This window comes from Bacteroides sp. GD17 (genome assembly GCF_038448625.1).
Taxonomy (GTDB): domain Bacteria; phylum Bacteroidota; class Bacteroidia; order Bacteroidales; family Bacteroidaceae; genus Bacteroides.
Genome location: NZ_JBCEZS010000003.1, coordinates 249,711 through 265,284 on the forward strand (window position 1 = coordinate 249,711; position 15,574 = coordinate 265,284).

General features: G+C 54.9%; 8 protein-coding genes. 4 read left to right on the forward strand and 4 right to left on the reverse strand.

Features of this window, described 5'->3' with window-relative positions; all coding sequences use genetic code 11:
• The 4 genes from AAE250_RS06615 to dinB all read right to left on the reverse strand — a co-directional run bounded on the left by AAE250_RS06615 (position 1) and on the right by dinB (position 5,820).
• Complete coding sequence (locus tag AAE250_RS06615) at positions 1–2,742, reverse strand: TonB-dependent receptor (protein WP_294598523.1); 2,742 nt, start codon at positions 2,740–2,742, stop codon at positions 1–3.
• 2 nt (positions 2,743–2,744) lie between these two features.
• Positions 2,745–3,428, reverse strand: coding sequence for a hypothetical protein (locus tag AAE250_RS06620; RefSeq protein WP_294598525.1), 684 nt, complete (start codon positions 3,426–3,428; stop codon positions 2,745–2,747).
• Positions 3,429–3,514: 86 nt separating this feature from the next.
• Positions 3,515–4,636: a DUF4249 family protein gene (locus tag AAE250_RS06625; RefSeq protein WP_294598527.1), complete on the reverse strand. Its 1,122-nt coding sequence runs from the start codon at positions 4,634–4,636 to the stop codon at positions 3,515–3,517.
• Between the two features lie 92 nt (positions 4,637–4,728).
• On the reverse strand, positions 4,729–5,820 hold the full coding sequence (dinB, locus tag AAE250_RS06630) for a DNA polymerase IV (RefSeq protein WP_294598529.1): 1,092 nt from the start codon (positions 5,818–5,820) through the stop codon (positions 4,729–4,731).
• A gap of 121 nt (positions 5,821–5,941) precedes the next feature.
• Between dinB and AAE250_RS06635 the strand changes: the two genes are divergently transcribed.
• From AAE250_RS06635 to AAE250_RS06650, 4 genes are all read left to right on the forward strand, one after another.
• Positions 5,942–7,858 carry a helix-turn-helix transcriptional regulator gene (locus tag AAE250_RS06635; protein ID WP_294598531.1) on the forward strand — a complete coding sequence of 639 codons (1,917 nt, stop codon included), beginning with the start codon at positions 5,942–5,944 and terminating at the stop codon, positions 7,856–7,858.
• A gap of 175 nt (positions 7,859–8,033) precedes the next feature.
• Positions 8,034–10,562, forward strand: coding sequence for a fimbrillin family protein (locus AAE250_RS06640; RefSeq protein WP_294598533.1), 2,529 nt, complete (start codon positions 8,034–8,036; stop codon positions 10,560–10,562).
• 56 nt (positions 10,563–10,618) lie between these two features.
• On the forward strand, positions 10,619–12,634 hold the full coding sequence (locus tag AAE250_RS06645) for a fimbrillin family protein (protein WP_294598535.1): 2,016 nt from the start codon (positions 10,619–10,621) through the stop codon (positions 12,632–12,634).
• A gap of 726 nt (positions 12,635–13,360) precedes the next feature.
• Positions 13,361–15,055, forward strand: a complete 1,695-nt coding sequence (locus tag AAE250_RS06650) for a hypothetical protein (RefSeq protein ID WP_342288790.1) — start codon at positions 13,361–13,363, stop codon at positions 15,053–15,055.
• Positions 15,056–15,574 lie beyond the last annotated feature (519 nt).

Consider the following 15,574-nt stretch of genomic DNA (forward strand, 5'->3'; position numbering starts at 1 on the left):
TTAGAATTTTATGTTGTAAGTAATAAAAGGAATGGGAGCGCCGAAAATAGACATCTTGTATCCTTGAATCTTACCTTTCTCAGATACGTAATAGATGGAATAGGCGTTTCTTCTTCCTGTCAGGTTATAGACACCAAAAGAGATTGAGCTATGTGTAAGCAACGTCAGATGGTGGCTCGGCTCGATGTTGAACGACAAGTCTATACGGAAATAGTCGGGAATGCGGTAACTGTTACGATCGGTATAATAGACTTGCATTTTTTTCAGGCTCTGGTCATAATACTGTCCGGCAGGTATGGTGGTGGGACGCCCCGTACTGTAGTCCATATTGAACGACATGCTGTAACGGCGGGTAAACTTATAGTTTCCTACAAACTTGAAGTCATGCGGCTTGTCATATTCCGTCGGGTACCAGTCTCCATTATTGATGGGACGGCTTATACGCGGATCATTCTGTCGCAGGAAGGTGCGCGAGTAAGTATAACTCATCCAGCCATTCAGTTTCCCGGCCGGCTTCTTCACCTGGAATTCTACACCATAAGCATATCCCTCTGTATTGATGACATCCGTTTCAAGGTGATGGTTCATCAACAATTGGGCGGAACTGCGATAATCCAGATAGTCGGTCAGTTTCTTGTAATATCCTTCTACGGAGAGTTCCAGCACTTGTCCCGGTGTATTATAGTAAGCACCTGCCGCTATCTGCCAGCCGCTTTGGGGTTTGATATTAGGATCGCTCAGTTTCCAGGTATCCGTGGGCGACATGATTGTTGTATTCGACACTTTATGAATATATTGGCGCATAGTATTGAAACCCGCCTTCACAGAAAAGTCATCAGTAAATGCATACCGACCGGATAGTCTGAACTCCGGTCCATGATAGGTTTTAATTATCTTTCCGCTACCTGCCGTAATAGAGTCTGTCACTGTAGTGGCAGAAGGCAGCATACCTGCTTCATACGTATAGTAAGTACGGGGGCCCAATGCATTGAATATGGAGTAACGTATGCCTGCATTTACGGAAAGTTTGGAAGTAATATCCCATTGATCGCCCACATAAACGGCACTCTCCAGCGCCTTGTCTTGCTGAAGTTCATCCCGTCTTACCAGGGAGTTTGCCCCCAAGGGTTCGTAGGTTCCCGAATTTACATTATAGAACTGACTCATCAATCCGAAGTTCAATGTATGATTATGGCCGACACTGTAAACAAAGTCTGCCTTGCCAAACCACTGGTTGATGGCAAAAGACAAACGTGCAGCAGCAGGCTCTTCCACCGTTTCATCATTCCGGTAGTCATAGTGGTCATAACCGAAAGAGAAGTTGGCAGTCAGCTTTTCCGTAAAGATGCTTCGCCAATTCGCCGAGAAGTTCATATTGCTATAAGCATACTTCTCGTTATTGTTAAAGGCAAAACGGTCGTGGCTATAATAACCGTAGACATTCAGTTTGTTGCGTTCGTCTAAAGTATGCGAGAAGACGGCGCCCATATCATAGAATCCGGCTTTCCCGTCACGATATCCACTCTTTTCGGGCAGCGTCTTCATAATCCAGTCCGAATAGGTGGTGCGCCCGCTCAACAGGAGGGATGTTTTTTCTTTTATGATAGGAATTTCAAGGTTCAACTTACTGGTGACCAATCCGATGCCGGCCGAACCTGTAAACTTCTCCTTACTTGCCTCTTTGCTGGTAATGTTCAGTACAGAGGCAATGCGACCGCCATACTGGCTGGGAATGCTGCTCTTGTAGAGTTCCGCATCCTTTATCATATCCGAGTTGAAAGCCGTAAAGAAACCGAAGAGATGATTCGGGTTATAAATCGTTCCGTTGTTGAGCAGTAACAGATTCTGATCGGCAGCACTTCCGCGCACATTATACCCGCTGGATGCCTCCCCCACAGTTTTGATACCGGGAAGGGTCTGTATCATCTTCAGCACATCCACCTCGCCCATCGCTGTGGGAATATTCTTCAGTAAGGCCGGCTGGAACTTCTCCATACCCAGCTGGACGCTCTTCACATTTTGCACGCGCCCGGAGACGACAAGTACCTCGTCCAGCATGTGATTTTCTTCTTCCAACTCTATGTGTGCGATGCCATCATTATAGGCCATAAACTGCCGGCGGGTTTCCTTGATGTTCATTCCGCTAATTTCAATAACATTGTATCCTACGGGCAGTTCAATCGTGAATTCCCCCTGACTCCCGGTAGTAGTAGCCACCCACGGTTCACGGTGCACGATGTTGATACCGGTCAGACTCTGTCCGGTTTTAAAGTCCGAAACTCTTCCGGTCAAGGTTACCGTGTTGCCGGAAGAAGGTTTGTACTTGTCTCCTATCTCATAAACTCTGTTTTCAGAGGAAGATTTGACTATAGGTATATAGGAAGAAAGCTGCTCATCATCAGTTCCGGGCTTCTCTCCCCTCAGCACCGGAGGCAGGGAAGTGGCAAGGAATATATCGGGCAAGACAAATATCTTGCTTCCATAGACTGTCACTTTATAAGGAGTAGTGGCCAGCGCTTGCCGTAAATGTTCGGCAGTAGGTTGCTGAGTTTCTGTCCGCTTCACTTTAAAAGGCTTTGTTATAGTGGTATAGATGTGGCAGGAAGTGCTTTTTTCTACAGCATTTATCAACTCAAAGATAGAGATACTGTCCGTAACTGCCTGTTGCTGCTGTGCAAAGGTAACCAAAGGAAATAGTATAAGAAGTAAGGTTACTATATACTTAAAATTGTGTGCTTTCATATTCATTTCTTATGAGTTAGAGAATCGGCATATTCCGTTAACAGGGTCATAGCCTGTGCACGATAGTCTTTACTGAAGTTCAACTCGTTCTTCCGGCAATAGGCTTTCAGTTGTTTCTTATAGGCAGGAAAAAGTTTCAGGAAACCGGAACGGGAAGTTACCGTATAGTCGGTTCCGTCTTTATGAATACTGAAGTAGATGTTTTTCTTGAATTGATTGTAATAGCGGTTCTCCTTCTTGGCTTGCGTATCAATGGTAGTCACAACATACTGCTTCAAACTCATTTGCGGGCTTTCGTATAGCAATGCAGCATAACTGTCGCCGTATGGCACAAACTTCTGACCGTCTATGATGAAATACTCCACTTTCCGCATATCCGCCTGCAGCAGAATCCGCTTTTCCGGAGTAACCAGAACCAAACTTTTTTTATGAGTATCATAACGAAGCAGCAAATCGGAGTAAAGCCATCCCTGATAACAGACAGCTCCCTTACGAAATTCATCTGTATCCCAATAAGGATGATTAAGATACCTATTCTGATTGTAGCTCACCTCTGCTTTACCGGAATAAAGGGCAGCGTAATCTCCCGCTACTTTTCTAAACTCATCGAAAACCGTCTGCTGCGCATAGGCCGAAGGCAAAATAAAAAGAATGCCAAAAAGCATAAAGATCTGTATTTTTCGCATAGGTATAAATTATTATAGGGATGCAATGGCTACAAATATAACATATCCTTCTGAAATACAAAAACATCTGTAGCTAATTCACTAATTTAATGAGTATCATCCGGCCAGAAAGAAGGCTTCTCTAAAGTAGCACCTAAATAACGCACATCCGTACAACTTCTTCTGGCCCATGAGTACCCTAAATCACGATAAGCAATAGCGTATCCCATCAGATATAATTCCAGCGATGAGTACTTTTTCGAATCTTCCATAATACTGCAATCATCAAGCATCTGGTATTGTATGTCATTGGTAGAAATGAAGATACGACATTCTGCTACATTCATATTAACCCCCACATAGCCTATTGCACTTTTTTCAGGGTTGCTGCACGTGATATTCGTAGGAAGCTCCGATGGCTGGGGAGTAAACAGTCCTCCCATCTCTTCATTAATCCTCACCTTCTCTTGATAGTATTCATATTCACCTACCGAAATCTTCCGCTGCTTTATCAAAGTACTGTAATAGCAGGAAACACGGTGATCACTGGATGCAATGGAATAAAGCCGTTTATTCTTCAAACTGTTATTCACATTTGTTCCCGTGCCGCCCACTATTATATCGGACGATTCATTATGGCACCATCCATGTGCATATGGAGCTGTTTTATAAACAATCACCCCATCTGTTTCCGGATCATAAATATATATAGTCCTATATACTGCTTTTACCTCCCAGTCTTCTTCATAACTCCACAAATAATGTTCAGCATCCTGGCTTTGCGTAGAAAGACGAATGTAGATGTCGCCATATTCTTCCGGCTGTTCGTAGGTAACATCACCTATCGTTTCCGTCTCCAGCGGATACTGGGGATCGGAAGTGTAAGTATCACCGTCATAAACAACCTTCAGACTATAACTGACATCCTTGTTCAGCGTGCCGACAGCAACCTGATATTTTCCACTGCCCAAAGCAATGCCACTGAAAGACGAACCATCAGTCCCCACAACACTGACCTCAGCATCTATCCGGTTATAATCCTGAGGAAGTGACTCTACATCCAAAGAGAAAGAACGACTTAGAGCAAAAACCACAGTACTATCTGATATAATATTACCTTCAACAACAAGTACCGTAGAGTTCTGCGGCAAATGTGCATTGAATGTATCTACACAGGCACTGATAGAGAGGCACAACAAGCATATTCCTATCTGTATTTTAGTCTTCATATTCCTTTAATATTTAATGTTATACGCATACGATGACCTACAAATATAACATTTCCAACCGACATATGAAAATATTGGTAAAATTACCTCTGTCACTCCCAATCACTGAATTCAAAACTCAACTGTTCCCAAACACCACTTTTCTCCTCTCCTTCTTCCCGAGGATTGGAAACAGAAAGACCTATCAGACGGATGGGATGATGTTCATAATCTACTTCCTTCAGCAGTTGTTTGGCTAAAGGCAGGATGACATCAAGAGTGATTAGCTCCTTGGACTGGGTAATACTACGAGTGATCTGGCTAAAATCGTGGAACTTTATTTTCAGAGTCAGCGTATTTCCGCGAAAATCCTTATGCTCCAGGCGACTCACCAATTCTACCGCCGTATGATATAGTTCGATGATAACAGAAGAACGTTGGTTGATGTCCTTCTCCAGCGTATGTTCGCAGCCGATAGACTTGCGGATACGCACTGCCTCCACCGGACGCATGTCAATGCCTCGGGCAAAGTCATAATAGATAGCTCCCACCTTGCCAAACTCCCGGGTCAGCATCGCCAAAGAACATGCGCGCAACTGCTCGCCGTTGTGTATCCCCAAAGAATGCATCTTCTTGGCAGTCACCGGGCCTACTCCCCAAAAACTCTCGATAGGCAGATGTGCAACGAATTCCAGTGCCTGGGCAGGATGGATGGTACAAAGCCCGTCCGGTTTACGATAATCCGAAGCTATCTTGGCAAGAAATTTATTATAAGATATGCCGGCCGAAGCAACCAGATGCAGTCTCTCCCTGATCTTCTGCTTGATCTCCTTTGCAATATCCACAGCCAGGGAGATACCGGGTTTGTTCTCCGTTACATCCAGAAAAGCCTCATCCAGGGAGATAGGTTCGATAATATCCGTATATTCGTGGAAAATCTCGTGTATCTGACGGGAAACGGATTTATACACTTCCATCCGCCCCGGAATAAAGATAAGTTGGGGACACAGCCGTCTGGCCTTCTGCGAAGACATGGCGGAACGCACCCCGAAGCGGCGTGCCTCGTAGCTGGCCGCAGCTACCACGCCCCGTTCTTCGGCATGCCCCACAGCAATGGGTTTACCCCGTAGTTCAGGATTATCACGCTGTTCTACAGAAGCATAGAATGCGTCCATGTCTATATGAATAATCTTACGCTCGGTCATCGTTCTATAAAACTCCCCCGATACAAACTTACATAAAATTTTCCATTTCAGAGAAAGATAGCAAATGATTCGGAGATAACGAAAAGAAAACTTATTTTTGCCCCATCAAAACGACATCAGCATGAAAAGATATCAACCCTTCCCCGCCCTCCTGACACTGCTGTTATGCCTTGCCGCCTGCCACCGTCCCGCCGCCCTTAGTCCGGCCCAAGCCGCCTACTACGCCGACACCCTGCTGCGCCTGCAACGCACCGCCTTCAGCCAACCCGACGAATGCCTGCGCCAAGCCAAGCTCATCGGCAACGAAGGCAACGCCCCCGCCTTCAAGGTGAACTGGGTCATCGGCACCGCCTACCAGGTGCAGCAGAAGCACCTGCTCGCCATCCACTACTTCGAGCAAGCCTTTGCCACCGACTCTGTACAGCAGAACCCGCGCCACTACATCAACCTCAGCCGTAATCTGACGGACGAATACATCCAACTGAACCGTTACGAAGACGCCTTGCGCCACGTCCGCCTCATGCTACAGAAGTCGGACGAACTGGAGAACCCCGACAACGGACGACAAATCGTCTATCAATACCTCACCAACATCTACTTCCGCACCGGCGACTCCCAAAGTGGCATCCGCGCCGCCCGCACCGCCCTCGCCCTGGGACAGCAAAAAGTAGAGCAACGCCAAAGCAGCGGCGAAGGCTACGTGGCCCGAGCCCTCTACGACCTGGCCTGTATGCGCGCCACCCTGGTGAAAGAAACCCTCAAAGCCGGCGATCTGGAAACCGCCGCCGGAAACCTCGACACCCTGTCTGTCATCACCCACCGGCTCCACGACATGGAACTGACCCCGCAACGCCCCGACGGAATCCCCCGGAAAGTGCTCGACGCCCTGCAATACGACGTATATTCCTATAAGAGCACCCTCTGCCGGCTACAAGGCCAAAGCAACGAAGCCCGTCAATGGGCCCAACGCCTCAGTCAACCTGCCGATGAGGGAGACCCCTACGCCCGCGGCCATCTCATCAGCCTTTATCTGGAAAACCAAATGCCTGCCGCCGCCCTCCCCCTGCTGGAAACCCAGCTACAACAGGACAACCACCTCGACAGCTTCAGCGAAAACACCCGGAATACCTACCGGCAACTGGCCGAAGCCCTGCGCACCACCGGCCATCAGCAGCAAGCCTGGGAGTGCTACGACCGCGCCGCCCTCATCACCGACACCCTGAACTACCGCCGACGGGAAAGTGAAAGCATGCAGACCGCCGCCCTCTACGAAAACGAAGAGAAAGCCATGCGAATCGCCGCACAGCAGGAAGAGCTCGCACAGCAACGCATCATCATGGGTACGCTCGGCATCGCCCTCCTGCTACTGTTCGCCTGCATCTACCTGGGCTACCGCAACCTTAAAGCCAAGCGCCGCAGCAACCGCACCATGGCCGAACGCATCCAAGAGAACCGACTGACCATCCGAAATCAGGAAACGCGCATCGCAGACCAAGAGAAGTGCATTGCAGAACAAGAGAAGTGCATCGCAGAACAGGAAATGCGTTTCGCAGAGCAGGAACAGAAGAACCAAGCCTTGGAGAAACGAACCGTAGATCTGCTACAGGCACTGAAACGGCGTCCGCTGCCCCCACCCGGAACAACACCCGTCACCCCGGCCACCGAAATTCCCATCCAGAGGAAACACCTCACCCGAAACGCCCCCGAACTCTTCACCCGCCTTGAGAAGTTACTGAAAGAGGAGCAGCTCTTCAAAGAGCCGAATCTCCGCCGTGAACACCTCCTTACCCGCCTGCAGACCAACAAGGACACGCTGAGCGACACCGTACAGGCCTACACCGGCATGAGCCTCGTCAACTATATCCAGCACGTACGCCTGGACCATGCCATCAGCCTGCTGGAGAACACCGACGAAATTATCGCAAACATCGCCACAGCCTCCGGCTTCACCAGTACGAGAGGCATGCAACGCGCCTTTCAGGAGAAATATAATATGTCGCCCACAGAATACAGGAAGATACAAAGGGAAAAGAAATAATAAATCAGCTGTTCATGCAGGGAGAATGAGACGATCTGGCGGAATACATGCCGACAATCTGACGCATATTCATAGACAATTTGACTCCTTAGGGTTATTATAATCGAATGGCTTTGTGATTTTTATAAAATAGATTGATATTTGTCAACAAATAAATATTCAATCTATTAGATCAATGAAACATTCCGTACTCACCGCAATCGCCTTAGCATTGCTAACATTGGCTGGCTGTAGCGACAACGAAACAGACAGTAACAACCCTGACAAACGCACCGCCGTAAATCTTACCAACGTCAGTATCAGCGCCACCATCAGTACCTCCATCAGTACTCCCAGCACTCGCGCTACCGATAATGCCTGGCAAGCCAACGACGCCATCGGCCTTACCCTACTTGAGGCCGGAACCACCACGCCGGTGGACGGAAAAACAGTCTGCAAATACGTAACTGCCACCGCCAACGGAAAATTTGTCCCTGCCAATCCCGAGAACACCGCCTACTACCCCGCACAGGGAGAAGAGGCCGACGTGTTCGCCTTCTACCCCTACCGGCAGATAGATGCCGACCTGCTGATACCTGTCAGCACGGCAGACCAGACGTCGCTCAGCCGGATTGACCTCATGGTGGCAGACAAGAGCACGGGACACAGTGACACCCGCCCCGACGTTGCCCTCAATTTCCGCCATAAGCTGGTGAAGCTGCTCATCACCGTGGACCGCGAAGCCTCGGCAGCGGACGTGGACCTGAGCAGCGGCGCCACCCTGACACTGCGAGGCACGGCCACCACTGCCCAATGGAGCCTGGCAGAGGAGAAACTCATCGGCAGCGGTACGGCCACAGACCTGCTGCTACCCGTCGCCTGGAACGCCACCCAGCAACAGTTGGAAGCCACTGCCATCGTGCTGCCCACCGCGGCCGACGCAGGTGTCACGCTCATCGTCAGCACAGGCAAAAAGACCTTTGAGGCTACGCTGCCCGCCGAAGCAGCCCTGGTGGAGGGCACCGTGAACACCTTACGTGTGCACTTGAGGCAGACGGAAGCCGTAATCAGCGCCACCGTGACGGACTGGACCACCGGCGCCACCATCGACCTGGAGACACTGCCCGTGACCGTCACTGCTACCGACGGCACCGCAGCCGGCATCAACGCCCTCACCCTCTGGACCGCTTCTGCACCCACCGCCAAAGCTGAATATACCTTTGATGCCACCACTGCCAAGTGGAACAGTGCCACGCCGTTCTATCTGGAGAGTCTGGCTGCCGACGAGGCTTTCTATGCCCGCCACACGCCGATGCAGGCCGATGGCAATACCCCGGCGACAGATGCCGTCAGCGGACTGGCCGACGTGCTGGGCAATACGGTGCCTGCCACGCTTTCCGGCGGGGGCATCAGCCTGGAACTGAAGCATCTCTATGCCAAACTGAACGTTACGCTGCTGAAGGGGACGGACTTCCCCGCCACAATCAGCACCGCCGGGGCTACGCTGACGCTGAACGGGTTCAGGCAGAACACGGAGATCAGCGATGAGAATGTGGTGACGGCGAAAGCGCAGGCTGATGCAGGAAGCACCGATACACGGAGCACCGATGCCTCCGCCGCCTACACCCTGCCCCTGGACCAGGCCGGAAATGCCTCCCTCCTCGTGGCTCCTCAGAGCATTGCGGCAGGCACCACGTTCGTCGTGCAACTGAAGAATACCGGCACTGCCACAAGCACCTACACCTTCACCCTGGGGCAGGACCTCGTGCTGGAAGGCGGAAAGATTCATACCCTGTCACTGACCCTTACCCCCACCGCTGCCGACATTCGCGTCAGCACAGCCGACTGGGGAACCGGCGTCCAAGAATCGCAGACTATCAGCATCGGCGGTATCACCGACGGAAATGGCGGGGTATCGGGTGAGGCAGGCTACACCCCGGCCGAGGGCGATCTGCTGACAATAGCAGCCGGTACTCCGGGCGATAACGCTACTGCAGGAAATAGCATCGCCGGAGCTACTGCCGGAAGCACCGCCACCTATACCTACTCCGCCGCTACCGGCACCTGGAGCAGCCTTGCCCCCCTGTACTGGGATGCTTTGCCCCAAGCCGCCACCTACACCTTCAGCGCCCTGCTGACCCCTGCCGCCGCCGACACGCCGGAGAAGGACTACATGGCAGGCACCACCACCGCAGCCTTCGGCAGCGCTGTCCGCTTCAGCGGAGACAATGCCCTGACGCACTTGATGAGCCGCCTCACCATCTTCCTGAAACCCGGCACGGGATACACTGCAGACGACATGAAGCGTGCCACCGTCAGCCTGCTGAAAGGATACACCGTGACAGAGGCAGGCCCCGCACCGGGAGCCGGCTTCACAACGACGAAAGCCACGAAGGACCTGATAGCGACCCACAATACCGAGGCCGAAGCTGCCGATGCCGGCAACGCCCGGGCCGTGATGAACACCCTCACCCTCTGTCCGCAGAGCTGGCCGCAAGGCGCAGCCATCTTCAGTGTACAGATGAAGCAGCCCGACGGCACCGACGGCGCCACCTACACCGTGCGCGCCACAGCCGAAGCAGGCTTCACACTGCTCCCCGGTAAGGAACAGGCCATCACTGCCACCATCGGAAAGACGGGCATCAGCCTCAGCTTTGCCGTAGTGCCCTGGGGCAGCGGAAGCCAGGCCGATGAGGAAGGCGATTGGGACGACCCCGCCAAGTAAGACAGGGAGATGGATTTAGAGTAACAGATAAAAAGATTATAGAATAAAAAAACAATATGGAAAAGAAACTCCACTTATGGGCTGCCGCAGTAGCCTTGGCAGTAACCGCCCTCAGCGTCGGCGCCTGCCAGAACGATGAAGCCACAGACCAGGATGCCCCCGAAGCCATCGACCTCAGCTTCGGCTTGAGCAACACCATCCTGCATACCGCACCCGGTACACGCGCCAACGGCACCGCATCCGCCAACGGCACCGCATCCGGCACCACCCGCGCCACCGACGTCCCCCGCGACCTGGATGCCACCGCACAGGTAGGCGTCTTCTTCGCCGCTAACGGTGCCTCCACCCTCACAGGCATGGAGGCCGCCAGCGCCAACCGCCTGTACAGCGGCACGGGAACCCTCGCCGACAATGGCGACCCCATCTACTGGAACAACTACAGCACCGCACTCGACATCTATGCCTACAGCCCTTACAGCAGCCCGGCGCCCCTGAACAAGGCAGGAAATACAGGCACCACCACCCAGGCAGACGACCCCACCGGCAGCACCGGCGAAGGCATCTCCTGGGCCGTCTCCACCGACCAGTCCGGCAATGGTGCAACCCCCGGCAGCCAGGTGCTCACCGCCAACGACCTGCTCGTCAGCAGCAACATGCGCGGACTGACCTACACCGCCAACAAGGGAGCCAACGGACAGAAACTCCTCCTCTTCACCCACGCCCTGGCCAAGCTGACCATCAATCTTGTGGATAACTCCGGCGATGACGGCGCCTACACCGCCCAGCAGCTGAAGCAGGCCGTCGTCACCGTGAAGGAACTCAGCACCACGTGCGACGTCCTCTTCGTGGGCAAGGCCGATGCCGCCAAGATCATCACCAACGTGGGTACGAAGAAGAAGGACATCACGCCCTGCCGATGCGCCACGCCTCAGGAGAACGCCGCCGTCAGCTTCGAAGCCATCTGCGTGCCGCAGACCATAGCCCGGGGCACGGTCATCGCCGTCATCAGCATCACCGCTGCAGGCGAAGGCGCAACGCCCCCGACGCAGACCTACAGCGTAAGAGTGAGCAACGACTACGAGCTGCAGCAGGCCGCCAACAACGTCATCAACGTCACCCTGACCAAGAGCGACATCAGCCTGAGCATGCAGCTGAAGGAGTGGGAGACGAACAGCACAGGCACAACCGTCACCGTGGACGGACTGAAGGGCGGCACGCCCGATGCTGACAGCGGCATCGCCCCCGCCGAAGGCGACCACCTCAGCGTGCACTACGTGAAGGACGGCACCGTTCAGTCCGCCGCAAGCTACGCCACCGCCTACAGTTACTCCGCCGGCACCGGCAAAGGCTGGGCGCCGGCTTCAGGCTCCACCCCCATCTACTGGGACAACATTGCCCAGACGGGCAACCCGTACACCTTCGTCTGCCGCTACACCCCGGCCGCCACGCCGACCGTGGGCAACGAGCAGGACATCTGCACCGGCATCGCCACCGCCGAGTATGGCGCACCGCTCAACTTCCGAATGACGCACACCATGGCGAAGCTCACCGTGAAGCTGCTGCCCGGCACGGGATACACCGATACTCCCGATGCCCCCAGCGCAGACGATAAAAACGCCCTCGTCGCAGCACTGACCGGCCGCAGCATCAACCTGAAGAGAATAGCAGCACAAGGCGGCGTCACCCTGCAGGCGGACGGCACAGCCGCAATCCAGCTGACGGACCAAGCCGAAAGCATCACCGCCCCCTACGCCTTCGGCGCCGAAGCCATCACGTCCGAGGACGGTATCACCTACCTCGTGGCACCGCAGACGCTGGGAGACGACTGCACCGTGAAGCTGGTGCGCGGCGACAACGAGAACTCCTACACCGTGCAGCTGAATACGCTGCCCGCCCCCACGGCAAGCAGCACCGACAGCAACGCCGGCACCGGCAAGTTCGAGCAGCTGGAGCCCGGCAAGCACTACACCCTGACCCTGACCGTGAACGAGACGGGCGTAGGCTTCGCCCTGACGCTGGCCGGCTGGGACAACCTCGAGGGCAGCGGAGAACTGAAACCGGACAATAACTAAACGATGGAGAAACCAAGCATGAAGAATCTACCTATATATATAAGGTATAAAGAAGCCGCCCGCCGAAGCACGGCCCTTATCAGCCTCCGCAGCACGGGCATCAGCCTCCGAAGCACGGCCATCGCCGCCGGCCTCCTCTGCCTGACCCTCGCCGCGTGCGACCCCAGCGAAGCGATAGACGTCCCCGCACCGACTGCTCCCGACGCCCTTGTGGCCACCGCCGCCCTGCCCGCCGCCACCGCCTCGGGCACCTTGACACGCAGCACCCGCGCCCTGCCCCCGGACAGCAAGCTCTCCGCCCTCACCCTGTGGTACCCCGCTGCCCAGCCCGCCGAAGGCAGCACGGAGGGCCTCACCGCCTACCCCGTCCCCGGCGACTTCATCACGCTGGGCACCGAAGGCGGAGGCAACCCCACCCTCTCCTTCGTCACCGCCAAGACCGGCGCCGCAACTCCTGCCCCCCTCTACTGGTCGCAGATACAGGGCGAAGGCGCCACTCAGCAAACCTTCTACCTCACCGTGAAGCGCAACGAAGACCTCAGCGCCAACGCCGCCGCAGCCTCCCCTGCACTGACCACGCTTTGGGGTAAATACCAGATGACGGCCGATGACGGCCACCGACAGCCCCTGCAGTTCGGCACCCTGCAGAACCGCCTGGCCCGCCTCACCGTGGTGGTGAATCCCGGCGGCGGACGCCCGGACTTCGGCCACCTGAGCAACATCGAGGTGAGCCTCTACGCCGTGCCTTGCGCAGCAGAGGCCGTGGCCACGGACGCCACACACATCACCATCCTGCCCTGGCCCAGGGCGAAGAAGGACGGCGGAAGCAATCCCGATGCCGCCTCCGATGCCGACCCTCAGAAAGTCGTCCTCATCAGCAGCAGCGCCCCGTCCGGTAGCAGCAAAGTCCTGTCCGGCAGCATCTACCTGGCTCCGCAGCCGGTGCCCACGGGTGGCGACGGGCGGCAACAGTTACTCTCCATCAGCTACACCTACCGCGGCCAGACGAAGACTGTGACCAAGGATTTGACAGACCTCTCCGTAAACCGCGCCACGGGCAGCGAGTTTGCCAGCGGCGACACCGATTCCGGCAACGGCATCTACGCCACCGGCACCGCCTTCGCCTACAACGCCAACGAGCACCTGCGCCTCACCCTCAGCCTCGTGGTGAACGACGCCCTGACGCCGGACGAAGTAACCGTAGAGGAATTGACGGATGCAAGCACCGAGGCCGGCAACAATCAGGAATGGGATCAGGAGTCCTACGAAATCGAAACCGATGCCGACGGCCAGAAAACCTACGTAGTATACAATGCCGCTGGCCTGCAAGCCTTTGCCGACGCCGTGAACAACGCCACCACCGACGAAGGCCGCGCCCTGAACTGCCGCCTCGAAGCAGACATCACCCTGCCCGCACTCAGCAACCCCGACACGGAAAGCAACTGGACGCCGATAGGAACTCACGACAAGCCTTATACCGGCACCTTCGATGGCAACGGGCACACAGTGTCCGGGCTGGTCATCAACCGGGAGAGCACGAGCTATCAAGGCTTCTTCGGGTACATCGACGCATACAGCAAGCCCGCCACGGTGAAGAATCTGACGGTGGAGGGGAAAGTGACGGGAAAATACTACACCGGCGGCATCGTGGGATGCAGTTTGCTCGGAAACCGGGTGGAAAGCTGCGTCAGCCGAGTAGAAGTGAAAGGTGATGACTTTGTAGGCGGAATAGCGGGAAGCAATCACGTCGCCACCATCACCGCCTGCACCAACACGGGAAGCGTGACGGGCACGGGCAACATCGGCGCCATCGGTGGAATAGCGGGATACAATTCCGGCTCCACCATCACCGCCTCCACCAACACGGGAAGCGTGATGGGCACGAGCGACAAGAACTACGTCGGCGGAGTAGCGGGATACAATAACTCCTCCGCCACCATCATCGCCTGCACCAACACGGGAAGTGTGATGAACATGGGCAGCAACACCGGCGGAATAACGGGATACAACATCAACAACGCCACCATCACCGCCTGCATCAACACGGGAAGCGTGACGAGCACGGGCAGCGTGACGGGCATAGACTACTACACCGGCGGAGTAGTGGGAAGCACACTCAACAACGCCACCATCACCGCTTGCTACTGGCAAACCTTCGGCACCGGCCACAGACCAACAGAAGGCGTCGGCAATAATAAATCTCATTCCGGCACCACCAAGATAGCAACCGCCTCCGCCTGGTCTTCCTCCGCCCTCACCGGCCTGAACACCGCCATCGGCACCTGGAACAACGACCACGCCGACGACGGCCTCGCCTGCCCCTACGAGTTCTACGCGAACACGTCCTACGACGGCGGTACGAACGCCGACACCACCGTCCCCCCGCTCCTGCTGAGGAAGAAGGGGACAACGCCGCCATAGCACGCAGAGGGTATCTCAAGCTCCCCCTCTAAGTTAGAGGGGGTGGCAGCGCAGCTGACGGGGGCGTGTGTGAAGCCGCAAGCAGTAGTAACTCAAGATTCTCCCGCCTGAAAGGGGGAGTACCCCGCGCAGCGGGGGGAGGGAGTTTAGCACAACACTTGAAGTTACTCCGGTGAAGCGAGAGACCCCTCCGGCCTTCGGCCACCTCCCCTTTCAGGCGGAGGAGCCTGAGATACTCCCGCCTGAAAGGAGAACAGATAAACAACGTAACGTAACAAAATCATCAGACAGATATGAAATCAAAGACAGTAATACACATCCTCGCAGTCATCGCGACCATTGCTTCCGCCGCCAATCTGCTCGTGGCCCTCTCCCTGCTACTGGGTTCCTGCACCGACGATAACGGCCTGGGCAACGACGGCACTGACGGCAACGACCCCGCCACCACCGCCCTCCTCACCCCGCGCGACATCTCCTATTCTCCCCCTGTCTTAGGGGGAGTACCCCGCGCAGCGGGGG

Coding starts and splice junctions, on each gene's coding strand:
- AAE250_RS06645 (WP_294598535.1), top strand. CDS start 10,619: ATGGAAAAGAAACTCCACTTATGGGCTGCCGCAGTAGCCTTGGCAGTA.
- AAE250_RS06625 (WP_294598527.1), bottom strand. CDS start 4,636: ATGAAGACTAAAATACAGATAGGAATATGCTTGTTGTGCCTCTCTATC.
- dinB (WP_294598529.1), bottom strand. CDS start 5,820: ATGACCGAGCGTAAGATTATTCATATAGACATGGACGCATTCTATGCT.
- AAE250_RS06635 (WP_294598531.1), top strand. CDS start 5,942: ATGAAAAGATATCAACCCTTCCCCGCCCTCCTGACACTGCTGTTATGC.
- AAE250_RS06640 (WP_294598533.1), top strand. CDS start 8,034: ATGAAACATTCCGTACTCACCGCAATCGCCTTAGCATTGCTAACATTG.
- AAE250_RS06615 (WP_294598523.1), bottom strand. CDS start 2,742: ATGAAAGCACACAATTTTAAGTATATAGTAACCTTACTTCTTATACTA.
- AAE250_RS06620 (WP_294598525.1), bottom strand. CDS start 3,428: ATGCGAAAAATACAGATCTTTATGCTTTTTGGCATTCTTTTTATTTTG.